Consider the following 25,851-nt stretch of genomic DNA (forward strand, 5'->3'; position numbering starts at 1 on the left):
AATAATTTTAAAAATATATATTGATTATTTAAGTTTAATTTATATATTAATTGTTATAGAAAAAAACTAAAGGGTATTAATTATATGGTAAGAATTTTTTTAATTTTTTTTATATTGATTATTATATCATGCAATTCAGACAAATATAATAATGATGATTTTTTTAATGATGAAATAGAAATATCCGAATTTTATCTTCTTGAGGGCAATATATCCGGAGAAGATGCATCTATGTATTTATATGTAAATGAAAAGAAAGGAAAGCTAAGCGGATATTATTATACTAAAGATAAAAAGGCTTTAATTTCAGGAAGCATCAAAAATAATAAATTAATTCTAAATGAGATAGATAAAAATAATAATATATATGCATCCATATCTGGCAATTTAAGCGATGATATAATCTTTAATGCCGAAATAAGATACGATGAAACAAATGAAGTTAAGGATATGGAGTTTCATTTAAATAGAAACTTACCTGTATATTATGCAGATATAATAGACTATTATAAAAATGAAAGCATAAGTAATTCCATATTTTCATATCATAGAACATTATTATCATTTAGAAAAAATAATAATAAAGAAGATTCAGATATTGAAACATCATTAAATTATATAGAAGAGGAATGCAGTAATTACTATAATGAATGGAAAACATTGATTTCGGATAATACAGGCAATATAACCTATGAAATAGATAATACTGTAAATGTGGGATATATAGATGATAAAGTAATAGCACTTGATAATTATTCCTTAATGTATACGGGCGGATATGATAAAACTTCTGTAAATATTCAGGAAGTATTTTCTTTGGAAAGCTCAAATCTTATTACCATAAGAGATTTAATAGGCAATTTTAATAATAATAATCTTATTTCATTAATGAGAGAAAAAATTCTTATGTCTGGAAGAAACGAAGAAGATTATTATGATTTTAATACAGTAACATTAGAAAGCTCCACTTTCAGAATACTGCCTAATTCTATTAATTTTATATGGCAGACTGATGATATAGCGCCTTACTCTTTAGGGATAACAGAAATAAGCTTTGATTTTAAAGAACTTAAGCCATATATAAGAGAAGATTCTCCTCTATACTATTTATTTTTATAATTTTTATAAAAACGGGCTTAAATTAATAAAAATATTTGTTTAACTATTAGCATTAAGAATAATTTAAGGAGTTATAATATGTCTGGAAATGCTAATATAGTAATAATAGAGGGAAGATTAACAAAGGATCCTTCATATATGAAAACTAAAAACGGCAAATCTTTATGCAGATTTTCTATAGCTAATAACAGATATTACTATACAAACGGAGTTTTTCAAAAGGAAGTTTATTTTTTTGATTTGATTACTTGGGGATACAGCGCAGATAAAGCAGCTGTAAGCCTATTTAAAGGAAAGCATGTACTTGTAAACGGAGAATTAAGACAAAATATTTATACTGCTAAAGACGGAAGCAGAAAAACATCTTTTTATATACTGGCTCTTGATATAAAGAATTTAGATAAAAAATCCGTAGGAAATGCCTCATATTCAAAAACGGCAAACAGCCAGATAGTATCCGATTTTATTGAGGATAATCTAGAGGAAGTATTTTAGAATCTCTGATAATATTCAGAATATTATTGTTAATATATTCTTCATCTTTAGAGGCGTCTATATGATGTATATAAGATGCATTAAAAGAATTAAATATTTTATCAACATCCTCCAAATAATTTTTGTTTTCAAATCTATCAACAAATCCTCTTTTTTTCATAATTCTTTTTAATGCCGTTTCTATAGTAAGATGAAATATAAAAACTAAATCAGGTTCTAATATAAAATCTTTATGAAGATTATATATATATTCTTTATCTATTCCCTTAGCGCCCTGATATGCTATAGAAGAGTATATATATCTGTCAAGAACTATTACATATCCGTCATTAACAGCGGGTTTTATCATATGCTTAATATGTTCCTTTCTGTCAGCTATAAATAAAGATAATTCCTCTTCAGGTTTCAAATCTTTAGAGAGCATACTTTCCCTAAGCTTAGAACCGTAATATGCATGCGTAGGTTCAAAAGTATATATAGATTTTATACCTAGTTTATTCAGACTGTCAGTAAGCATCATACCTATGCTTGATTTACCAGACCCGTCAATGCCCTCTAATACTATTAATTTTCCTTTCATAATTTTTTCCTCTGACTTAAATATAACAATTATTTAAATACAATGTTATATTTATTTTATCTTATTTTTAGAGTGGCTATTCCCACAATAGCGGCTATTATTCCTATTATATAGAATCTGAAAACAACCTGAGTTTCCTTCCAGCCAGACTTTTCAAAATGATGATGCAAAGGAGCCATTTTAAATACTCTCCTCTTAAAAAGCTTATAAGAAAATACCTGCAAGACTACGCTGAATGCTTCGGCAACATAAACTGCGCCTATAATTAGAAGAAGAAGTTCATGTTTTATAAATAAGGCTATGATACCTAATACACCGCCTAAAGACAAGCTGCCTACATCTCCCATAAAAACCTGAGCAGGGTGCGCATTAAACCATAAAAAACCTAAACCTGCACCGATTAAAGCACCTACAAAAACGGTAACCTCTCCAGAATCCGCTATAAAAGGTATCTTTAAATATGTTGATATTAAAGAGTTTCCTGATACATAGGAAAGAACAGCCAAAGCCATCGACATTATTATTAAAAGCCCTATTGCAAGCCCGTCTAATCCGTCCGTTAAATTTACGGCATTGCTCATACTTACAACTACAAATGCGGCAAAAGGTATATAAAGAATTTTTAAATCTATATATATTGTGCTTGCAAACGGAAGAAATATATTTGAAGAAGCAATCTGAGCAACCTTTACAGCTTCCAATACTCCTATGCCCTGATTAAGTTCAAATGTCATTAAAAATGCAGACTTATCAAAATAATATAAATAGATTCCTATTACAGCGCCTGCTAAGGTTTGAAAAAAGATTTTATATTTTCCGGGAAGACCCTTTGAATTTTTATATTTAATTTTTAAAAAATCATCTAAAAATCCAGATACGGAAAGTATTATTAAAGATGCAGTTAAAAGAATAATTTTTGAATTATCAAGCTTTCCCCATAGAAGTACGCTTATTAATATACTTCCTACAATAAATATCCCACCCATAGTAGGAGTGCCTGTTTTTATAAGATGCGTTTCAGGACCGTCATCTCTTACAATCTGACCAAAATTTAATTTTTTTAATTTTTTTATAATATTAGGGGCAAATAAAAGCACCAATATTAAGGCAGTGCCGACAGCTCCTGCGGTTCTGAATGTAATATATCTGAATATATTAAAGCCAAAGAATGATTCTCTTAACGGATAAAAAATTTCATACAACATTATTATTAAAAGCCTTTATATAAAGTAAAAAAAGTTACTCTATACTATTATATATAAACCGTTTTGTCAATTGAATATATTATGTTAATTAATATTTTTTATATTTCAGCATATTAAAAACTTATAAAACCTAATCAGCACTTACAAGTTTATCTTCGCTGTTATTAACCTTTCCGTCTTTATCAACTTTTACGGTAAATATTTTTGATACTCCCTTCTCTTCAGCCGTTATTCCGTAATATGCATCGGCGATAGTAGCCGCAACTTCATCATGCGTAATAATTAAAAATTGAGTTTTTGCAGAAAGATTTTTAACCATATTCTTATATCTGATGATATTTGCACCGTCAAGAGCCGCATCAACCTCATCAAGTATGCAGAAAGGACTTGGTCTGTATAAAAATATTGCAAATACCAAAGCAAGTCCCGTCATAGTAAGCTCGCCCCCAGAATAAGATACTATATTCTCCATTTTTTTACCAGGAGGCTGAGCGAATATATCTATAGGACTGTTTAATAAATCCTCTTCATTTTGTATTTTTAATCCCGCATTTCCTCCTCCGAATAATATCTTAAAAGTTTCAGAGAACTTTTTATTTATTTCATTAAATGTTTTTAAAAAGTCTTCTCCAGCTTTTTTATTGGCATCGGCTATTATTTTTAATATTTCCTCTTTTGATTTTTCTAAATCTTCCCTCTGCTTTGTTAAAAATTCAAATCTGTTTTTAGCCTCTTGATATTCATCTAATGCCATCTCATTAATATGACCTAAATTTTTAATTTTTTCATTGACGGCTGAAAGTTTATTTTTATAAGCCTCCTCATCTATAAGATTTTTCGTATTATCTTCAAAATCTTTTAAGTTAAGGGCATGATTTTCATAGAAATGAGTATATATATCATTTATTTTATCTCTGCTTTGATTTATTCTTTCGCTTACCCTTGTAATATTTTCATTTATTTCATTTAATTTTTTTATCCTTTTGGCATGGCTTACTTCGAAATTTGATAATACCGATTCGGCTTTTTTTATTTCATTGGCTTTATGTCTTGCTTCGCTTTCAGTTTTGGATTTCTTCTTTTCCAATTCCTTATAATTTACAGAGTTCTCTTTATACTCATCATTAAGTCTTTTATAATCTTCCTCAAGTCTATTTATCTTATCATTAAGCGAATTAAACTCATCTTCAATTATTTTTATGCTTTTTATTATCATCTCTTTTCTGTCTTCTGAAGCTTTTTTATTAGTTTCATATTTAGCCCTTTCTATTGTGAGAGTTGTAAGCATAGAATTAGATTTATTAATACTTTCCGTTGATATTTTTATTTCATTATTAAAATCTTCTATTTTACTGCAATTGATTTTTATAAAGTTTTCCAAATCAGCAATTTCCTTATCTATAAACTCCTTCTGCATATAAGCGCCTTCCTTATCAAAGAGCAAATCCACAAAAGGATCTTTTATTCTTGTATATTCTTTAAATATGTCCTGCAGAAATAAAGCATCTTTTTTTTCGGTATCCAAACTTTCGCCTAAACTTTTAATAAAACCTGATAATGAATTAAAACTAAGCTCATTAAAATTTGAAAATACTTCGTCTTCTTCAAATTCTTTTATAGTTTTCATTTTCATATTAATTGAATTAAGCAGATTATTAAATCCTATATCTATATCATTTTCATGCTTGCCTATATTCTGATAAAAGCTGTTTCCCATAACATCTTTTTTCTTCTCATCTATCTCGGTAATAATTTTATTTATAACCTCTAATTGTCTTTCTCTTGCATCGCTGATTTTCAAAGATGCATTTTGATTTTCCTGAGTAAGCATTGATATTTGATTATTAAGGCTGGCTATTTTATTCTGCTCATTTGCAATATTGCTCTCTTCGGCTTCCTGTTCTTTCAAAGATTTTTCTATATTTTCGGCTGTGATTTTTGCCTCTTCTTCAAGCTCTTCTATTTTATTTTTATCCTCCTCCATTCTTTTTAATAATATATTTTTTCTATTTATGGTTTCTTCTCTTTCTTTGCCTGAATTATCCAATTGATTTTTTAATTGATTTGACATCTTTTCTGTATGCATAAGTTCCGTAACTATAAGAGAAACCTGTTTATCAAGCTCTATAGATAATGTTCTGGTCTCTTCAAATTTTAAAAGCTCCTCCTGTTTCTGTTTATCCAAATCCTGCAGTTCTTTTTCCAATTCCAGTTTTTTATTAATATTCTCCTCAAGATTCTTACTCTGCTCTTCTAAAGTAATTTTTATTTTTTTTATATGATTAACATTCAGGCTTATATTTATTTTTTTATGCTCATCTTTAAGATTATAATATTTTTCTGTTCTGACTGCCTGATCTTTTAAAGATTTATAATGCTTATCAGCATTTTTTATTTCTATTTTTACATTGTCAAGATTCCTTTCGGATTCTTCCAGCTTTTTAGCTGCCTCTCTTCTTCTTTCAAGATATTTGCTTATTCCTGCGGCATTTTCAATAATAATTCTTCTCTCTTCAGGTCTCTGTTTTGCAATATCAGATACTGTGCCCTGCTTAATAACAGAATATGCATTTTTTCCTATACCAGTATCCAAAAACATATCAACTATATCTTTTAATCTTACCTGCTCATTATTTATATAGTATTCTGATAAACCCTTTCTGTAATATTTGCGTGTCACTATAACATCGTCTGTATCATACTTTTTTATCCATCTTGATTTATTATCCAAAGTAAGAACTATTTGAGCCATAGAAGACGGTTTTCTGGTATCTGTGCCATGAAATATAACGCTTTCAAGTCCTTTAGAGCTGTCTATTCTAAGTCTGCTTGCCGACTGTTCGCCCATAACCCATAAAAAAGCCTCAACTATATTGCTTTTGCCTATTCCGTTAGGTCCGAGCACCACAGTAACGCCTTCATTAAACTCTATATTTGTTTCTATAGCAAATGATTTGAATCCATGTAAATTAAGATTCTTTATGTACATTTTATTTCCTGTTTTATATTAAATATATATTTTATGATTATACAATTCTTATTAAAAATAATCAATTATTAAATTTAGTATATATAAACACTGTAAACTTGATTCTTTATTGAGGCAGTAATTTTAATTATGATATTATTTAATGATAAACTTCTGTATATATTGCAAATTAAATTTCAAAAATTAATTTATAATAAAAATTGATATAAATAATATTATTAGTATTTAACTATTGCTGAATTAGTATATTTCTAACCCGCAAGACATAGGCTCTGTTTTATCTATCATGTCAGCTATATTCATAAACTCTTTTTACTCTGTCACCTATATTTGCTAATACCTCATGAGATATTGAGCCTATTCTAATGGCTAAAGTTTCGGCATTAAGTTTTTCATCATTTCCGAATATCAATACTTCATCTTCAATATTTATATTGCTGCTCCCTATTTCTGCAATGATAAAATCCATGCAAACTCTTCCTCTTAAAGGATAGTATTTACCATTAATTTTTACTTCCCAATTATTTGATAATCTTCTTGATAGTCCGTCCGCATATCCTATAGGTATAACAGCGGCTCTTGTGTCTTTTTCTGCAGTCCAAGTCATTCCATAGGATATACTCTCTCCCTTTTTTATATTCCTAATTAAAACAACTTTAGATTTTAAGCTTAATATCGGCTTTATTCCTAAATCATAAAAATTTTCAGAATATCCGTATAATATAATACCTGCTCTGACCATATCAAAATATGCATCTTTATATGATATTATAGCTGCAGAATTAGCACTGTGAGCATTATTTATTTTAATACCATTTTCAGTTAAATTATTTAAAACATCATTAAAAATTCTTATCTGTCTTTCCGTAAAATGCAGAGAGTTATCATCGTTCATATCTGCAGCTGCATAATGGGTGCTTATGCCTTCTATTTTTAAAGTATTGTATGATAATACCTTTTTAGCTAAATCAAGCGCATCTTCAGGTCTTACTCCCATTCTGTTTAATCCGGTATCTATCTTTATATAAAGATTTAAGGTCTGTCCTTTATTTTTTAAATATCTGTCATAATAATGAAGACATTCATCATTACTTATAATCGGATTTAAATTATATCTGCATACCAAACCGCACTCATCTTTGAAATGCTGAAATAATACCAATACAGGAAGTTTTATACCTGCTTCTCTTATTCTTACTCCTTCATCAACATTTGCAACGCCTAAAGCATAAACTCCGAATCTTTCTAAAGCCTTTGATATCTCTTCAAGTCCATGCCCGTAAGCATTTGCTTTAACAATGCCTAAAAGCTTTACTCCATTTGTAACAGAGTTTATAATACGAATATTTTTATTTAAAACAGACAAATCAATTTCGGCAATAGTATAATTCGGCATAATTTAAACCTGCTTACAATAAATTAAAAAAACTTTATTAACAATAAAATATAAAAAATAAGATATTATATAATATTTACATACTAAACATATCAGGATTTTTAAAATCTTCTTTTAACATCTCCAAAATATTATTATCTTTTTGGAAATTTTCATTTTCTTTTTCAAACTCTTCTTCTAAGCTCCTAAGTTCCATATCCATTCTTTTATCAACCGACAAATTATTAATATCTTCTGCATTATCTTCAGATTCTTCTATTTTATCCGCATTTGTAATAAATTTTCCCATAAGCTCATTAAATCTTACAAATATTTCATTTAATTTGCCTGCTGCATTCTGAAACTCTTTATTTCCTTCAACAGTTTTCGCAGAAAGCTCATTTAAAAAACTCATAGCATGTATAACTTCCTTAGCTCCCGAACTATTAGCTTCAATAATATCCGAAACCTCTCTTGTAATTTGATCTAATAAAGTAATCTGACTGTCAACCACATCTCCGCTGCTCATCTGCTCTTTCACACTGTCTTTAACGCCTGTAGTAATATTATTTAAATGCCTTACAGTTTCAAGTATATCTCTTCCTCCGATTTCCAATTCGCTGTTGGCTGTATTAATTTCAGAAACTACTCTTGCAGTATTTTCAGACATATCAAGTATGTTATCAAGAGATTTTCCGCTGTTGCTTGCAAGCTCTACGGTTTCTTCTATTCTTTTAGTAATTGCCTTAATAATATTTGTTATAGATTTAGTATTATCAGCCGTATGCTCTGCTAAAGATCTAATCTCATCGGCAACAACTGAGAAGCCTCTTCCCTGCTCTCCTGCATGCGCCGCTTCAATGGCTGCATTCATAGCTAAAAGGTTGGTCTGCTCCGCAATACTATGAATAACATTAACAATTTCTTTTATCTGATCCGAACTCTCTTCAATACCTCTGACCGCCTCAATAACCTCATCTACGGTATCACCTCCGTCATGGGCATCAACAAGAAGCTTCTTAGAGAAACTGTCGGCTTTATTAACGCTTTTCGCCACGCTTGTAATATTAGATATCATCTCTTCAATAGAGGCCGATGTCTGCTCAACTGCGGAGGACTGGCGCTCCATGTTATCATTAATTCTATAAATAGTCTGAAGAAGTTCCTCAACAGCAACAGACGCAGATGAAAAAGCATGTCTCTGCTGATCTGTAGAGTTTGTAACATTCTGTATAGATGAGATAATACTATTTACGCTTGCAACACTTTCCGTAATGCTTGAGCTTTGATCGTTTATTCTATCAGTATTCTCGCCTATAACTTTTTCAATTATCTTTATTTCTTCAAATACATTATAGCTTTCTAATTTTAAATCTCCTATAAGATTATCCAAGCTTTGGAGAAATAAATTAAAATTATAAATAAGAAGTCCTATTTCATCATTATTTTTTGATGAAATTCTTTTTCTTAAATCTCCGTTTCCTCCCAAAAGCATTTTTGTAGAATTGTTTGCATAGTTTATAGAGGATAATAATATTTTAATAATAATTAAATAAACAGCAAATAATAATATGAATACCAATATAAACAAAAACACATAATTAAATATATCAGAATCTATATCCGAGTATTTTATTATGGAATCTACATCTTTATAATATAAAGCCACAACATTTAATTCTTTTATATAAGAAACTAAAGCAATAGATCTATTTCCCAATATATTAACATTATTAAATACCTCAAATTTTTTATTGGCACTTAACAAATCTCCTATACTTGAGCTTAATTTGGCTGATGATGAAAGTATTTCGTCTGAGCTTTCCGCTATATATCTGCTGTCAGATCCGAGTATAATATCTTTTGTATCAAATTTATAATATATATAAGACCATTTTGACAGAATATTATTATTTTTAATGATTCTGTTTATATCTGAAATATTATATTCTGATATAAAATATCCTATATTTTTTCCGAATAATTTTAATGAAGTATATGCGGATATATAAATATTATTTCTATCATAAATATTTACATTAAAAGGCACAAAACTATTTTCTACTTCATTTTCAGAAAAATTATGAGGCACTAAAGAATCAATTATTTTTGAAGTATATCTTGAATTATTAGAATTTTTTGAAATAGTAGCAGAATAAGGAAGTCCCGTATTCATATATTCATAATATATATTAAGAGAAACTGCATCATAATTATTTTTTAAAGTATCATTAATATAAGGCAGTCTGTTGATAAAAGCCGATTGAATCTCATCTTTTGATACAATATTTTTATTGGAATATATATTTACTGCCGATTCAGCATAGACTGCTATATCAGATATTATATTATTATCAATATTTTTAATGCTGTCATATACTCCGAGTATTTCATTTAAAACTAAATCGCTGTAGGTATTTAAATAAAGTTCTTTATCAAGAGATGAAAAATTTATAAGAAAAGCTACTATTATAAGAGAGAAAAATAAATATACTATAAGCCCTAATTTATATATAAGAGGTATATAAAATACTGTTATATTTTCCTCCAATTCAAAATTTTTAGATATAATCTTAAATATAAATATAAAAGAACATGCAATTAAAGATGCATTTATAGTAGCATTAAAAAGCGCTAATACGGTTACATATAAAAATACTTTATTTAAAAAAGAATATATAAGTATTTCTACAAAGCTTCCGCTTAAAGAACATAGAAAAAATGAAAGTATGACTTTTCCAGATAATTTTATATCCAAATTAGAATTCCACATTCTTAAATATTTAAAAAAGAAAATAAAAGCAACCACAGAAAAAATTATTTTTACTCCGTAAACATGCGGAATACTCCTGCCGTATATAAAAAATAAAGCTACATTCCAAATAATTATATCTATTAATAAGTATATTGGAATTGTAACAATTATAAGCCTTCTAATACTATGTTTTTTTATCTTTTCTGAAGTCATATTATCCTCTATGTTTAATATAAATATAATAATCAATATAATTATATATTATCGTTTATTTTTTATCAAAATTTATTTTTCAAAAACTAAAAATTAAGTATTTAAACTCTTCCAACTTCATTAATAACCCTTCCAATCAATGCATCATGAGAGGCTATTGTTTTTGAATTTAATTCATAAGCTCTTTGCACCTCTATCATTCTTACCATTTCATTTATAGGATTTACATTGCTGGTCTCTAAAAATCTTGATAATACTTTAGGTCTGTCTATACCTATCTGGGCAATATATGCAGGTCCGCTTATATCAGTATCAGTCCAGAAAGATTCTCCCTCTTTTTTTAAATATCTCTCATTATCAAATCTTACTATTTTTAATATATCAAGTATCTCTTCATCTTCCCATTCATTATCATTAAATTGAACAAATGCATTGCCGTCCTGATATCTTCTGTTTATGCTTATTCTTCCTTCCTCATCTATATTAAAATTATTGGTTTTTATCTGTATATATCCGTTTTCTCCCATAACCTTATAGCCATGCTTAGTTACAAGATAATGATCTTTATCTATCAAAAAACTTCCGTTTCTTGTATATTTCTCACCATGAGGTGTTTCTACAGCAAAAAAACCTTTATCGCTCAAAGCTATATCAAGCTGATTGCCCGTTTCTCTTAAAGAACCCTGCTCCCATTCGGTAAAAACTTCATTAACTTCTACACCTGTTCCTAGTCTTCCTATATAAGGTCTTATATCTGAAGAGCCGAGAGGAAATATCACAACTCCGTCATCTTCAGTTCTTGCAGCCGTCATCTCAGGAAAGGATTTAAAACTTACAGTATCTCTTTTAAATCCAGGCTTATCGGCATTCGCCAAATTATTTGCAACAATATCAAGTCTTGCCTGTTCAGCCATCATACCGCTTGCGCCTGTATATATTCCCCTTACCATTTATTATTCCCCCTTATTATATGCTATTATAAAATATCATCTTTCTCTTTTTTTGTATATATATTGATAGCTTTTAATTTATTTTCTAAATTTTCATATCCTCTTTCTATATGATATATTCTATGAATATTTGTAACGCCTTCAGCAACGGCACCTGCGGCTACCAAAGCAGCTCCCGCCCTCAAATCACTTGCCTGCACATCTGCCCCTGAAAGTTTCTTTCCGCCATTAACAGATATATAGGACGAATTAAGCTCAATATCCGCCCCCATACGAATAAGTTCGGGCACATGACTGAATCTGTCTGGATAAATCTTTTCTATAAACTCACTTTTGCCTTTAATAGTACATGCAAGAGCAGTATAAATAGCCTGCAAATCAGTAGGAAATCCAGGATATGGCAGAGTCTCAGATTTAAAAGGCTTTAACTCTCTTTCAAAAGCATCAAGCTCTATAGATGTATCTGAAGTTTTTATACCGCAGCCTATATCGGAAAGCAAATCCAATACATAAGTTAAATGTTTAGGCTCGGCATTTTCTAATTTTAATTTCCCTCTTCCTGCGGCGGCTATTGCAAGAAAAGTACCTGCTTCTATTCTGTCTGGTATCACCGTAAACTCAGCACCATGAAGATAATCAACTCCTTCTATGGTAAGCGTATCCGTACCGCTTCCCTCTATCTTAGCACCCATAGCTTTAAGCAAATCAGACAAATTAACGCATTCGGGCTCTTTTGCGGCATTTCTTATAACAGTAGTTCCCTTTGCCAAGACTGCAGCCATCATAACATTATCCGTTCCAAGTACGGTAGGTCCGAATTTACCCGATAAATCCATATCAGCCCCGATAAGATTTTTTTCAACTTTAGCGTCAATATATCCTGCTGTTATATCTATTTTGGCTCCCAATGCCTCCATTCCTTTTAAATGCAGGTCTATAGGTCTAGGTCCGAAAGCGCACCCTCCTGGATAAGATACTCTGCAATGCTTACGCTTAGCCAAAAGAGGACCCAATACTATAATAGAACCCCTCATTTTTTTGACAAGCTTGTAGGGAGCTTCCTCGCTTTTGCCGTTATGAGATATTATCACTGTAGTATTATTTTTAAAATCTACCTTCTTGCCTAAAGGCTCCAATATATCTATAAGAACATGCACATCAGCCAAATCAGGAACATTATGAATTATAATAGGCTCGTCTGTAAGAATAGAGGCAACAAGCAGTGGCAATGATGCATTCTTTGAACCTGACACTTTTAATACTCCGCCTATATTATTAGAACCTTCTATTACATATTTATACATATAGTTTACGCCTCTGAACAATAAAAATTATACTCTTATTATATTCGGTATAATAAAAAATTGCTTAATGAATTTTACAGCTCAATTATATAAATAATTAATAGATACAGATATAAAACTTATGAATTATATAAAACAGTAATAAATGTATAATATGTTTTATAATATACTTTACATTTAATTTACAATATTATATTTTTTTGTAAAATTTGTTTAAATAAACTTTACAAAAAGCCTTTAATATGCTATACTTTAAATATAGTTAATAGTAAAATTTCATAATTTAAGGAGGCATAATATGAAAAAATTAGGATTAATTACTTTAATATCAGTATTTACTGCTGCTGTAAATCTGCATGCTTTTGATTTAATAGAAGACACATTTGAGTTTATTTTTGAAGATATTGCTAAAATTATAGGCATTTTTGTAATAATAGCAGCTGTAGTATTTGCAGTTAAAAAATATATGAAAAAAGACAGTAAGTAATAATAAAAACAATGGGAGAAAGCGAATGATAAAAAAATTAATATTAACCGCTTTAATCATATTTAATAAACTGCATTGCTTTGATTTAATAGATGATGTTGATGATTTTATTGAGGATACTGTAAAGCTGGCCATTATGGCTGTGGTTATACTGGCTATTATATACTTTGTAAAAAAAATGCTTAAAGATGTATCTAATTCGGGAAAAATAAAAAAATATTATGATGAAGATTACAGAAGAGATTATGAAGAAGACTATATAAGAGAAAGAAGAAGAGAGAGAAGAAGAAAAGACTGTTACGATGATGACGAATACCATAACAGAATATCAGATGAAGACGGATATTATTATGAAGATGATTACAGAGATGACAGAAATAATAAAATAAATAAAAAACAATATGAATATGACATGAGAGATTATGAAAGAAGAGAGAGAAGAATACCAGAAAGTATAGAAAAAAAAGAAAATGACTCAAGATATGAAAAAGTTTATGAACTTAAGCCTGAATATAAATTAAAAGACGGCAAAAGAAAAATAAGATAATATTTTTTATAAAGGGGGAGGATTATGAAAAATAATATAATATCATCAGTTAAATCAAAAAAGTTTATGATTATTTCAGCTGTAATTGCTTTAATATCTTTATTTATAATTGCTGTAAAAGTTTTAGGTCTTCAGTATTATATTTTTTATATAATGCATAATATTGATGATATGGACGATATAATTGAAGGATTATTAAAAATATCAGTATCTTCTCTTATAATATTATCTGCTTTTATTATTTTTAAAAAAATAAATTTAAAATCGGATACAGAAAACTCTGATAATTATAAAAATAACGGCAAAGAAGAAATAAAGCATTCTTTAAATAAATCAAAAATAAATATGCCTGTAATTGCAGCAATTTCAGCGGTTTCTATAACTGCTTTAATTATATTTTTATTAAGATTTTCAGGAATGCATTATATACTTTATAATTTAGATGATATTGCAGAGGATATTCTTAAATTAGTTACGGCAGCCGTTTTAATAGTACTCTGCATAGTGTTTGCTAAAAAACTTATAGAAAAATTATAAAGACTTTAATAAAAGCAATAAAATTCTTGTATAATAAGCAAAAAAATATATAATATGGTACTTATTTTATATTTCGGATAGGTACAGATGAACAAAAAAAATATATTAATAATCGGAGCGGGTAATGCAGGAGAAACTCTTGCATTTGAAATATTAACTTCCGATAATAATAAAGAATATAATATTCTCTGCTTTTTAGATGACGATGAAAATAAAAAACAAGTAAAAATTAATGAAAATTCCATAGATGTAAAGGGAAAAATTAAAGATATAGGAAAAATAATAGAAGAATATAAAAATAATAATACCGATATAGAAGAAATTATTATTGCAATACCTACGCTTAAGCAGAAAGAACTTCTTGAAATATTAAATATAATATATGCTACAGGAATAAAATATAAAATACTGCCGGGTTTTTTTGAGATAATAAAAGGTAATGCCTCCATAAAAGATATAAGAAATATAGAACCTTCGGATCTCTTGGGAAGAGAGGAGATTGGTTTTGATGAAAAAGAAATTTATTCATACTATAAAGATAAAACAATACTTGTTACAGGCGGAGGCGGATCTATAGGAAGCGAGCTTGTAAGACAATTAATTACACTGCCTGTAAAAAAAGTTATGGCTTTAGATAATTCGGAAAGCGCAGTTCATAATCTTATAATGTCTTTAAATGACAGAAATAATGAAAAAAATAAGCATAAATTCGCATATATAATTTCAAATGTCAGAGATTATGTAAAAATTGATAGAATTCTAAAAGAAGAAAAACCAGATATTATATTTCATGCCGCAGCGCATAAGCATCTTCCTTTTATGGAATTATATCCTGAAGAGGCTATTAAAAACAATATACTTGCAACAGAAAATATAACTGCGCTTGCCGTAAAAAATAATATAAAAAACTTTGTATTTATATCAACTGATAAGGCTGTGCGTCCAACATCTTTAATGGGAGCGAGCAAAAGAATATGTGAAAGAATGATAATGTCTTTATCGCATGAACAAAATAATACTTCATTCAAAATAACAAGATTCGGAAATGTACTTGGAAGCAGCGGAAGTGTTATACAGGTATTTGAAAAACAGATAAGAGAAGGAAAAGCATTAACTGTTACGCATCCTGAAATGGTAAGATTTTTTATGTCCATAAGAGAAGCTGCAAGACTTGTTATAAAGGCATGCACTTTAAATGACGGAATAATATTTACTTTGGATATGGGAAAGCCTGTTAAAATTTTAGACTTGGCAAGGAATATGCTTAAAATATACGGACTTACCGAAAAAGATATTACAATAGTTTTTACAGGAATAAGAGAAGGCGAAAAACTATATGAAGAAATTTTGACAGATGATGAAACTCTGATACCTTCGCAGTATAAAAAATTATTTATAGCAAAAGATACCGTAAAATCTCTGACCCCTAAGGAAAGAAAAATTATGATAGAAGCTTTTGATATAGCTTCTCTTGATGCAGATAAAGATGCAATTAAAATGCTTATGCGCAAATACATAGAAGAATATTCAGGATAAATAAAATTATAATAAATATACTTGACTTTTTTTTACTATATATTATTATTCTAGGCAAAATATATAGCAAAAGGAAAATTTTTATGAAAAAAGGAACAATTAAAAATCCTATTCAAGTAGTTTTGCTCAGCATAGTAACCTGCGGCATATACTATTATTATTGGCTTTATTTAACCACTAAAGAAATTAAAGAGTTTACTGAAAATGAAGCTTTGGACCCTTTAAAAACTGTGCTTTTTACAATAGTAACCTGCGGTATATTCGGTATTTACTGGTATTATAAAATGTCGCCTGTAGTTTTTAAAGAACTACCTGAAAAAGTAGGAGCTAAAGTAGAAGAAGATAAAATAAAGACTGTATTCATACTGTCTATATTCATTCAGGTAGTTTCATGCTATCTTATGCAGACTAAATTAAATGAAATTTGGGAAAAAGCTTAAATAAATTATTATAATACTTAAAAAGTCTTAAGATTATATCTTAAGACTTTTTTATGATAAAAATTCTTTATATTACATTTATTTATTTTTATGGTACAAACTTAAATATATTTTTATAAGTTTAACTAACTTTGAAAAAAGTCATAAGTTCTTCCAAATGATTAGCCTGATCCAAAAGAGATTTGGAAGCTGCAGTTGCCTGCTCCACTAAAGCAGCATTCTGCTGAGTTATACTATCCATTTTTGAAACGGCAATATTAACCTGATCAACTCCAGATTCCTGTTCTACTGCGGTATGACTTATATCGCTCATTATTTTTGAAGTTTCCAATATTTTTGTTTCTATATCAGAAAAAATTTCCTGAGAATGTCTTGCCATTTCTGCAGATTTATTAATTTTTTCATAAATATTTTCTATTAATAAAGTAATATCCTTAGCCGAAGCCTGAGAGTTCTGCGCAAGATTTCTTACCTCGCTTGCAACAACAGCAAAACCTCTGCCCTGTTCTCCAGCACGCGCCGCCTCCACCGAAGCATTTAAAGCAAGTATATTAGTCTGAAAAGCTATATTTTCTATGACTTTAGTAATATCTCTTATTTTAGCGCTTGCCTCATAAACCTCTGATATCATTTTAGCAGTATCGGCTATAACGCTTCCGCCTTCAACTACTGCATTTCTGGATTCTATCATTACATTATTTCCGTTAATAGAGTTCTGAGCTGAAGACTTTATAGTAGATGCCATCTCTTCCATAGAGCTTGCAGTCTCTTCCAAACTTGAAGCCTGATATTCCGTTCTCTGCGCCAAATCCAAACTTCCTTTATTAAGCTCCGAAGCTGCATTTGCTATTTCCTTTGAAGCATTAATTACATCTGAAATTACTTCAACAAATCTGTATCTCATAATATCAAATGAATGCGAAAGCTTTCCTATTTCATCATTTCTATTTTTAAACTGTGAAGAAAAAACAAAGTTTCCGTCAGCCATTTGAGAAGCTTCCTGCACTATATATTTTATAGGCTTTATAGTTCTTCCTATAAGGAACCTGATAACAATAAATGATATTACAATTCCAGCTATTCCCAATATTACACCTATAATAATCATTTTTTTGCTTTCAGCATACAGCAGATCATGAGTAATTCCAGCCATCATATACCAAGGATGATCTTTCATTCTTTTAAAAAATGCTGTTCTTGTTATTCCTTCATGCGCATATGTGAACAATCCCGAATCCTGTCCCGAATGTCTGGCTAAAGATTCATTTGCCGTAATACCAACAATTTCATCAACATTATGATAAACCACTTGCAAATCATCATTTAATGCAAATATTGATTTTAATTCTGATAAAGAATTATCAGAATCCTGCAGAGTTTGATTTATTATTTGGGACCAATTTACAAAAGCTATAAAACAGCCTACTAATTCGCTATCCAAGTTATAAATCGAGTGAATGATAGGAAGAACATATCCGTTATTTAATTCTGATTTATATATTGTGTCGCCTGCCGCATGATCATATCCAGAATCTATAAATTTTTTCCATAACTTAGGATATACAGCTTTAATATCAGTACCTGCATTCTTTATATCGCCATTATATGATCCTATAATTATTCCGTTTATATCAATTAAATCTAATGAAACTATATAATCATTATTGTCAAATAGATGAGTCATAGCTTTTACAGCCTCATCTTTTACAGCATCGCTTCTAGTCTGAACATACTCTATTATCCGAGGTATTCTTGAATAAGCATCCATAATTACTAATTGATCATTTATTATTGTATCAAGCAGGCTTGAATATCCATTAACCGATGTTGCAAAACCTGAATAAACCGCATTATTTATGGCTTTACTTGATATATTTATAAAAACTGATATTATAGCAAATGACATAACAATAATAACCATATTCACTATCAGCGGAATTTTGACAACTATACTGCTAACCCTTTTCATAAAAAACTCCTGTATTATATAAAATATTATTAAATAATATAAAATTAAAATATAAAAAAATCAATCCCTTAAATGATAATTATTGCTAATAACTATAAATTATTTATAAATAATAAATATTTTTGCTGAAATATTTATTTAATTTATGCTTTTTAGAACTATAGAATAAAATTAAATGATTATTTACTATATTTTTATTATTTTTTTGAAAAATTTTATATGTTTTGATTGGTTTATTAGAGTTTTTTTAATTAATTATTATAATGTCCATATAAAGAAATTATTATTACGGACTTTTTTATATCATCTATTTTATATACTACTCTATTATATTTATTTATGCATCTTGAATAAAATTCATCATAGTATTTTAGCTTAATCATCAAACTTAAAATAATTGCTTGCCGCCTGAATATTATACCATTTCTGCCATTCATTAAGCTTTATTAAAGTTTTCTGATACTCTTTGAATAATTCCTTTTGAGTATTAATACTTCCTTCTTTAATAGTATAAGGTTCGGGCGGAGCGGTTAAAGGAATAGTTATATATTTAACTGAAGCACAGGAAATAAGAGAGAAAATAAGGAATAATAAGAGCAGTATTTTTTTCATTCTTTAATATCCTAACCGCTTATAAAATCAATTAATTCTTTTTGGTACATTATCAAGCAGACCGCATTTCTCACACATTCCATAGTCAAGGATAAAATCTGCATCGTTTACTTTGCATATAACACATTTGCTTTTTAACAGTCTCTGTATTCCAGAGCCTTTTTTACCGCAGCTTCTAAATAAACAGGATATTTTTTTAAGTTTCTTTTTACTTCTATGCTTAAGAAATTTAAAATCTTTATGATATTTTTCCTGCAGTCCTTTTCTGCTAAGAGCCCTAAAATCTTTTATTAAATAGTCTTTAACATAAAATAATTCCTCAAGTCTTGAGTAAATATTTTTTAATTTCTCTAAAGTTTTTTTACTTGGAAAACCTTTTTTATTAACGCTGATTTTTTTCATTCTTTTTTTTTCTTATACATTTAAAAAAGTCCTCATATAAAGCCTGTATTAATCAGATAAGGCTATTGTGAAGCCGTATTATAATCTCTTATAATATTGTTTAATACTTTTATCTCATCAGAGTTTAATTTTCTGTCCTCCAATGTTTCTATTGCCTTACCGCTGCCTGTATATATTTCTTTTATTATTATCTGATCAGACTTAAAAGACAAATCTTTATAGAGTAAAGTATTGGCTGCCTCCAGCATTTTTATTTCATTATTCAATTTTTTTATTTCTCTGTTTTTACTCTTAATCATTATGTTTATGCTTAATATATACAATGCTAAGGCAATTAAAACTAAACATAAATAAAAGTATTTTGATTTTAATATTTTTATTATAATTGAAGCGGTCACTTTTGCTCTTCCTCTTTTCTGCCTTTTATTATTTTAAGGAAAGCCATTAAATCGCTTCCTATACTTACAGAATTAAGTCCGAGTAAAACAATTACAACGGCTACAGCCTCATCTTTAGTTATAATTCTGTCTTTTATAATCAAATTAATTACAATCCATACGCAGCCTATAATAAAAGTTACAATGCTTGTATAAATAGATAATTTTTTATTGGCATGATGTTTATCTATAAAGCTCATAATTTTTACTTCCCTATAAACTCAATAATTTTTTCAAATACAATATATCCTCCTTCTGCAAGTCCTACTGCAAGGGCAATAATCATAGGCTTATTTTTCAGAATATCAGTCCGAGAGGAAATATCCTTATTTTTTACTTCTTCTTTTTTAGCGGCAGTGTATAAAAAGTTTTGAGGCAGTCCTTTATTTACCATATCTTTAATTTCTTTTATATCCGCCTTCATTTCTTTTATATCATTTTCTATTCTGTCAAGCCGCATGTCTGTTTCCTTCCGATGTACTTTATCATCAGCTACATAAGAGCTTATCTTTTCTACCTCCGTTAATAATCCGTTTCCTGTACGGCTGCCCGATTTATTAAGTCCTACTTTCTGTGCTGTAATAAGCAATAATTCTTCTTCAAAGTTCATACTATTGCTATGCTCGTACTCGCCTAATAGTAAACAGTAAACTTGTTTACTGTTTAGCTCGTACTCGCTCCTCCTTTATTGCTATGCTCGCCTTCGCTTATAATTATTTTACAAACAAGTTTGTAAAATGCTTCGGCTCGCTCCTCCTTTATTGATATATCCGTACTCGGCTTTTAATAAACAGTAAATAAATTTACTGTTTGCCTCGTACCCGCTTTTTATTATGCAGTCTCTATCTCTTTAATAGTCAATATAAAGTTTTCTATGCCGTATTTTTCAAAAAGTAAAAACAAATCATTAACACATCTTATGCTGTCCCCTATAGTGCCTGTACCTCCATTAGAATAGCCTAATAATATGCAGCCTTCAGTGTCCTGAGGGTAATTGCCTATATGCATTAATATTCTTCTTTTGTTATGATTTTTGATTTTATCCGACATAACCCATACGGCTATATTTTTTCCTTGAGTTCCATCTTTAATTTTATCAGGATGCCTGTTTTTATTCCAATAATGATAAATATCTGATAATGACCCGTTTGTTCTTGAAGATGTCCATCTTAAATAATAATCTCCTGCTGATATTCTTTTATCTTTTCCGCTTTCAGATGTACTCTCTCCTTCATTTTCTAATGTATAGCAGTTAAAAATATTCTCTCCCTTCTCATCAAATATCTTTAATCCGCCTATAGTAGAGCCTTCTATCTTGGATTTATTAGGTTTCCTTATATTTTTATATTCTTTTTCTCTGGTTAGTATTATTTTAAGCATAATATTATCAAGCTCCTTTTTATGCTATTCTTTCCCATACTCTTATTAATCTGTTTTTTACTCTGGTTTCTTTATCAGAAGTTTTTCCGCTTCTTTTATTATCAAAATTAAATCCGTCTCTGTCTGACATTCTAATTGTGCTGGACGGTGCTGCAAAAATATCATTCACATCTTTATAAGGGTAAGCAAATACTCCGTCAGTAGGGATAAATGAATCATTTCCCTGACCTGCGAGTCCCCATACATTGCCTTGTACTCTTTTCATAGCATAATCTTGAATACCGTTTTCTCTTTCTTCTTCAGATAATGAGCCTTCTGTTCTGAAATATACGCTTTCATTATTATATTTTAATTTCCAAGTGCCGCCGTATAGATTCTCCGGACTTTTAGAATTCTCAAAACTGCCGTCATCTTCAGCAAATTGTATATACTGAGAGCCTATAGGCATTATTTTATTTAAGATTATGGAGTCTATTGCATCCTGAACATTATCAGCAGGCTTTTTTATAGGTTCTAAATATGCATTTTTATCAGGCGTAAGATTGAAGGTAAATACATCGCCCGCTTGTATGATGCTTCCGTCCTGATATGCCAAATATAAAATATATATATTATCTGTAAATAGTTTTACTGCGAATTTAACTGCTTTTTTGCAGCTTGAAGTAATTTCTAAAGTATTTTTTAAATCTGTTTTTTCATTATCAATTAAATCAAAATAATTATTCATATCCAAATCAGAATAAAATATTAATTGATTGATAAGTCCATCATAAGCGCTGTAAACACCCGTATATTTAGCAGTATTATTATACTGAACAAGTTTTATACTTTTTAAAAAAGGATCATTTTCTGTTATATAATTTATATAAATATCTGAAGTATGCAATACTCTGTTTCTGATATTCAATTTAATATCTGAGACTTGAATATTAAGTTCATTATAACTTCTTATTTTAAGATGTATAAAGCCGTTTATAAAAATAAAGCAAAACTCAAAATTATTGTTTTTATGTATATTTATTTCATTTTCATAAGATGAATATTCATCTGTAAAATTAAAAAACTGAGATAACAGAGAAATCATACCGAAAAAATTTGAGGAGTTTAAATTATTTATGCTTTTTATGATAATATCAGCTTCCGAAGATTTTATAATATTAAAATTTTCTAAAACTCCGCTTAACAAATAGCTTCCGTCTTCCTGTTTAAAAATAGATGCATTATAATCACAGGTTCCATCAGATAAAACAAGACTGTACGAATGAATACATGATTTAAATCTTGGAAAATCATAGCCTGTAATATATTCTAAATTACTTTTGCTGCTGTCAAAAATTATATTAAAAGCTTTTGAAGAGTCTCCATCACCTGTGCTTAATAAAGTGCATTTATTTCTGTCAGTATTCCAATCTGAAGATGTAAAATCTTCATTCACTTTATATAATTTATTATTATAGATAATTAAATCATCAGTATAGTAATAGGCATTTTGTATATATTCTTTATTAGTACCGCCATTAACAGAAATAGTATTGCCCGATAAATTAATATTATTTCCAGATATTAAATTATTCTGCTTATCATTCTTTAATTTTTCTACTGCTTTTTGAACCGTATTTGTATTGCAGCCGAAGCCTGAATTATTATCATCATAAAAAGTATTATCCGCTTTTATAAGATTGTCTATTTTGCTTTGAATATTATTCCAAACTGGATTTTCAATATCTTCAAGAACTATATATAATATATCATCTTTTATTATTATCTGATTTTTATATATTTTATCTATAGAATCAAACCAAAAAATAATATTATCTAAAGGCTTTAATAAACCGCTTAAATTAATTATATTTTCATAAGTAAAATCCCTCTGAGCCATAAAAAAATTATTATTATATTCTATTAAATCAAAGGCTTTATATTGAGCATTCAATTCTAATTTTCTAAATGGAGTTATTAAACTGCAGTTTGCTTTTAAATAATAATCAGTTTTATCTCCTGTGAAATCTTTAAAAACTCTGTAAAGACAGCCTTTATATTTTATAATATCATTGATTTTATAATATGCATCTTCATAATAATTTTTAATAGGATAATTAGTATCTAATGAATTTAATTTTTCTGCAATACTGTCAAACATAAATGCAGAAAATACAGAACTGCAGGTTGTTATTTTATATTTAAAATTTTTATTTAAATCTCTCAGAGGAAAAAATATTATGCTTTTGAAATTAATATCATTTTTTATTAAATATATTTCATTGTCTTTAATTTCTTTAGTCTGTAAATCTTTTAACTCTTCCAAAAGATTAGGATATACTTTAATATCATCAATTAAAAACTCCATGTATTCTAAAGCTCCGTCAACGGCATATCCTATATCGGCACAGAATAATCTCTGATTTTCAAAAACTTTTACCTGCACATTATCAGTATTAAGCTCTAATTCGCCTATCCTTTCAAGAAGTTCAAAAGTATTGCCGCTTATATTATATTGAAAAGGAGACTGTATATTATTTTCATTAAGTTTCATTATATAATATTCCTTATATAATTTTTATTAATCTGATATAAATAAATATTTAATAATTAAAAGATTTTTTATTTAGAAATAAATTATTTGTATTTTACTAAAAAATATAATACTGCTGTTATGGTATTTTCAGAATTATTTTTCATGCCCAGAATAGGCTTGCTTCCAAGTATAGGAAACCATTTTATATTAGGAATACCCGCATTAGCATTTGTATAGATTATTTCAAATTCTCCTCCGTAATAATGGTAAGAAGTTCTGCTTCCGAACCAGCCTATAAAAGGAGCTTTATCATTTATTGTCTGATAAAGTCCGAAAGAAGAAAGACTTAATAAAGCATTTGTATTTCCGCTTACATAGGCTGATACCTGCAGATATTCTAAATTGTCGTGCCAGTTTAATTCCCATTGATTAGTACCCGAACCAGATTTTATAATAGTTTCTTTTAGTATAAAAGCAGAATTATTCTGCAATTCATTAATCATATTATTAATCTCCTCTATATATGAGGGAACGCCTGAAGTTCTTTCAAACATATCATTTAATACACCGCTTGTAATAGCAGTAGTAAGAAATCGTCCTATTACTATTTTTAATTTTTTACCTGCATATATGCTATTTAAAAAATATGTGCCTCTAAGTCCGTCTTTATTAAACCAAAATATTTCTCCTTCTTTAGGCATATATTTATCATTTCCTATTTCGCCTATTATATTCTTCAAATCGGCTATTTTAATATTATTATCATAAATTTCAAATATGCAGTCATTAAGAAAAGAAAGCGAATTAGTTAAAAGTCCTGTAGATACTGCAATATAATTGGAATTTTCAAAAGGCTCAAGCGGTATTTCAAAATATAAATTCTCCGCTATCTGCAATGCATTTTCATCTTTAAAAGGGTTATAGGTATTTGAAAGTCCGAAATAATTTAATATAGTTCCTTTAGCAGATGAAATCATAATATTTTCTCCGAAGTTTATAAAATTATAATAATAAAATATTAATTACTGCATATTGATTTGTCTATTAAAACTTTAAATCTGAAAACGCTGTAATTAAGTCCCGTTCTTAAATAATCATCTTTATCATAATGACAATATACAAATCTTCCGCTTATTATCTGATACCAAGCTTCAAGTATTATTTTATTCCAAAATAAAGAAGCTGTATATAAACTTATAAGTCCGTATTTAAAAAAGCAAAAATCGTCATATTTAACTTGTCTGTTTTGAAAAGCATAATTTACAAGATTATCAATTTCGGTCTGCTCTATAACAGAAAAATTATTTAAAGCATAATTCTTCTCTCGAGCAAAAAACTTTTTATCACCTGTGCAAACTCATTAATATCTTTGGTGCTCCATTCATCAAGAAGACTTGATGCTGAATTATCGTTTATCCTAACATCAAGCCATTTAAAAATATCATCGTCAATAATTTTTTCTTCTTTTTCTCTCACATATTTAATATTCTCATTAAAGCTTGGACGGTTTATGCTTATTGTATCGCCGCTTTTAAACCTATCTCCAAGCGTAGAACGGCTGAATATTTTAACGGGTATAATGCTTTCTCCGTCTTCTTTATAAACTATCTCTTCAATTATATACCTGCTGAAAAAATCCATGCATTTAAAATTAAGCTTTTCCATTTTTTAACTCCTGATATTTTAAAATAAAAAAGCCTTATACTTTTGTATAAGGCTTATAAATATAATTTAATTTATTATTTTCTAAATTGTTCTATAAATTTAATATCTGCATCAGAAACATTTAAACGCATTAATGCTAAATATAAATTTTGTTCTCTTATTAAATGACAATTATTATCAACATTAATCTCAAATGATGTTAATCCTTTAAGTCCGTTTGCTCTTTCAAATGAAATATTATATTTTTGTTTATTATTATCTTTCCAATCTTTATAAACAATATATTCATATTCTGACATAAAATTAATAACTTTATCTGCATAATAAAATAAAGACATA

The 25,851-nt window shown here is 28.5% G+C and carries 25 protein-coding genes; 7 read left to right on the top strand and 18 right to left on the bottom strand.

Translation table 11 applies throughout. The annotated features are described in order from the left end of the window. Positions 1-84: 84 nt before the first annotated feature. Positions 85-1,119 carry a DUF3298 domain-containing protein gene (locus QZ306_RS01970; RefSeq protein ID WP_295160333.1) on the top strand — a complete coding sequence of 345 codons (1,035 nt, stop codon included), beginning with the start codon at positions 85-87 and terminating at the stop codon, positions 1,117-1,119. Positions 1,120-1,197: 78 nt separating this feature from the next. Then, positions 1,198-1,614: a single-stranded DNA-binding protein gene (locus tag QZ306_RS01975; RefSeq protein ID WP_295160337.1), complete on the top strand. Its 417-nt coding sequence runs from the start codon at positions 1,198-1,200 to the stop codon at positions 1,612-1,614. Here the strand turns inward: QZ306_RS01975 and tmk are convergent. The 7 genes from tmk to murA form a co-directional block, all read right to left on the bottom strand. Then, positions 1,583-2,194 carry a dTMP kinase gene (gene tmk, locus QZ306_RS01980; protein WP_295160340.1) on the bottom strand — a complete coding sequence of 204 codons (612 nt, stop codon included), beginning with the start codon at positions 2,192-2,194 and terminating at the stop codon, positions 1,583-1,585. The genes QZ306_RS01975 and tmk overlap by 32 nt on opposite strands. A gap of 56 nt (positions 2,195-2,250) precedes the next feature. Then, positions 2,251-3,399 (bottom strand): phospho-N-acetylmuramoyl-pentapeptide-transferase, encoded by a 1,149-nt coding sequence (mraY, locus tag QZ306_RS01985; RefSeq protein WP_295160343.1) that lies wholly within the window; start codon positions 3,397-3,399, stop codon positions 2,251-2,253. A 130-nt stretch (positions 3,400-3,529) separates the two neighbouring features. Next, positions 3,530-6,388, bottom strand: a complete 2,859-nt coding sequence (locus QZ306_RS01990) for an AAA family ATPase (protein WP_295160345.1) — start codon at positions 6,386-6,388, stop codon at positions 3,530-3,532. 289 nt (positions 6,389-6,677) lie between these two features. Beyond that, positions 6,678-7,784: an alanine racemase gene (gene alr / locus QZ306_RS01995; RefSeq protein ID WP_295160348.1), complete on the bottom strand. Its 1,107-nt coding sequence runs from the start codon at positions 7,782-7,784 to the stop codon at positions 6,678-6,680. Positions 7,785-7,860: 76 nt separating this feature from the next. Continuing rightward, positions 7,861-10,731, bottom strand: coding sequence for a methyl-accepting chemotaxis protein (locus QZ306_RS02000; protein ID WP_295160351.1), 2,871 nt, complete (start codon positions 10,729-10,731; stop codon positions 7,861-7,863). Positions 10,732-10,832: 101 nt separating this feature from the next. Further along, entirely contained in the window at positions 10,833-11,681 is an 849-nt protein-coding gene (gene flgF, locus QZ306_RS02005; protein ID WP_295160353.1) for a flagellar basal-body rod protein FlgF, read from the bottom strand. Between the two features lie 26 nt (positions 11,682-11,707). Next, positions 11,708-12,985, bottom strand: coding sequence for a UDP-N-acetylglucosamine 1-carboxyvinyltransferase (gene murA / locus QZ306_RS02010; protein WP_295160356.1), 1,278 nt, complete (start codon positions 12,983-12,985; stop codon positions 11,708-11,710). 298 nt (positions 12,986-13,283) lie between these two features. On the opposite strand from murA, the gene QZ306_RS02015 reads away from it, so the two are divergent. The 5 genes from QZ306_RS02015 to QZ306_RS02035 all read left to right on the top strand — a co-directional run bounded on the left by QZ306_RS02015 (position 13,284) and on the right by QZ306_RS02035 (position 16,532). Continuing rightward, positions 13,284-13,472 carry a hypothetical protein gene (locus tag QZ306_RS02015; RefSeq protein WP_295160359.1) on the top strand — a complete coding sequence of 63 codons (189 nt, stop codon included), beginning with the start codon at positions 13,284-13,286 and terminating at the stop codon, positions 13,470-13,472. Between the two features lie 25 nt (positions 13,473-13,497). Next, positions 13,498-14,019 carry a hypothetical protein gene (locus tag QZ306_RS02020; RefSeq protein ID WP_295160361.1) on the top strand — a complete coding sequence of 174 codons (522 nt, stop codon included), beginning with the start codon at positions 13,498-13,500 and terminating at the stop codon, positions 14,017-14,019. 24 nt (positions 14,020-14,043) lie between these two features. Next, entirely contained in the window at positions 14,044-14,556 is a 513-nt protein-coding gene (locus QZ306_RS02025; RefSeq protein ID WP_295160364.1) for a hypothetical protein, read from the top strand. 87 nt (positions 14,557-14,643) lie between these two features. Next, complete coding sequence (locus QZ306_RS02030; protein WP_295160367.1) at positions 14,644-16,092, top strand: nucleoside-diphosphate sugar epimerase/dehydratase; 1,449 nt, start codon at positions 14,644-14,646, stop codon at positions 16,090-16,092. An 83-nt stretch (positions 16,093-16,175) separates the two neighbouring features. Next, on the top strand, positions 16,176-16,532 hold the full coding sequence (locus QZ306_RS02035) for a DUF4234 domain-containing protein (protein ID WP_295160370.1): 357 nt from the start codon (positions 16,176-16,178) through the stop codon (positions 16,530-16,532). Between the two features lie 121 nt (positions 16,533-16,653). Here the strand turns inward: QZ306_RS02035 and QZ306_RS02040 are convergent, their stop codons facing one another. The 11 genes from QZ306_RS02040 to QZ306_RS02090 all read right to left on the bottom strand — a co-directional run bounded on the left by QZ306_RS02040 (position 16,654) and on the right by QZ306_RS02090 (position 25,850). Further along, the gene (locus QZ306_RS02040; RefSeq protein ID WP_295160372.1) at positions 16,654-18,501 is read right to left on the bottom strand and encodes a methyl-accepting chemotaxis protein; all 1,848 of its coding nucleotides are present in this window, start codon (positions 18,499-18,501) and stop codon (positions 16,654-16,656) included. A 375-nt stretch (positions 18,502-18,876) separates the two neighbouring features. Beyond that, positions 18,877-19,113 (bottom strand): hypothetical protein, encoded by a 237-nt coding sequence (locus tag QZ306_RS02045; protein WP_295160374.1) that lies wholly within the window; start codon positions 19,111-19,113, stop codon positions 18,877-18,879. A gap of 27 nt (positions 19,114-19,140) precedes the next feature. Next, positions 19,141-19,515: a hypothetical protein gene (locus tag QZ306_RS02050; RefSeq protein ID WP_295160376.1), complete on the bottom strand. Its 375-nt coding sequence runs from the start codon at positions 19,513-19,515 to the stop codon at positions 19,141-19,143. Positions 19,516-19,577: 62 nt separating this feature from the next. Next, positions 19,578-19,814, bottom strand: coding sequence for a hypothetical protein (locus QZ306_RS02055; protein ID WP_295160378.1), 237 nt, complete (start codon positions 19,812-19,814; stop codon positions 19,578-19,580). A gap of 95 nt (positions 19,815-19,909) precedes the next feature. Then, the gene (locus QZ306_RS02060) at positions 19,910-20,152 is read right to left on the bottom strand and encodes an endonuclease (RefSeq protein ID WP_295160380.1); all 243 of its coding nucleotides are present in this window, start codon (positions 20,150-20,152) and stop codon (positions 19,910-19,912) included. Between the two features lie 5 nt (positions 20,153-20,157). Continuing rightward, a complete protein-coding gene (locus tag QZ306_RS02065) occupies positions 20,158-20,562 on the bottom strand; it encodes a hypothetical protein (protein ID WP_295160382.1) in 405 nt (134 codons plus the stop codon). A 221-nt stretch (positions 20,563-20,783) separates the two neighbouring features. Then, complete coding sequence (locus tag QZ306_RS02070; RefSeq protein ID WP_295160384.1) at positions 20,784-21,332, bottom strand: DUF5675 family protein; 549 nt, start codon at positions 21,330-21,332, stop codon at positions 20,784-20,786. A 19-nt stretch (positions 21,333-21,351) separates the two neighbouring features. Further along, entirely contained in the window at positions 21,352-23,865 is a 2,514-nt protein-coding gene (locus tag QZ306_RS02075; RefSeq protein ID WP_295160386.1) for a phage tail protein, read from the bottom strand. Between the two features lie 83 nt (positions 23,866-23,948). Beyond that, entirely contained in the window at positions 23,949-24,824 is an 876-nt protein-coding gene (locus QZ306_RS02080) for a phage tail protein (RefSeq protein ID WP_295160388.1), read from the bottom strand. A 328-nt stretch (positions 24,825-25,152) separates the two neighbouring features. After that, positions 25,153-25,512, bottom strand: a complete 360-nt coding sequence (locus QZ306_RS02085) for a hypothetical protein (RefSeq protein ID WP_295160391.1) — start codon at positions 25,510-25,512, stop codon at positions 25,153-25,155. Between the two features lie 74 nt (positions 25,513-25,586). After that, complete coding sequence (locus QZ306_RS02090) at positions 25,587-25,850, bottom strand: hypothetical protein (protein WP_295160394.1); 264 nt, start codon at positions 25,848-25,850, stop codon at positions 25,587-25,589. Between the last annotated feature and the right edge of the window lies 1 nt (position 25,851).

The sequence above is a fragment of the uncultured Brachyspira sp. genome (genome assembly GCF_910588665.1).
Classification (GTDB): Bacteria; Spirochaetota; Brachyspiria; order Brachyspirales; family Brachyspiraceae; genus Brachyspira.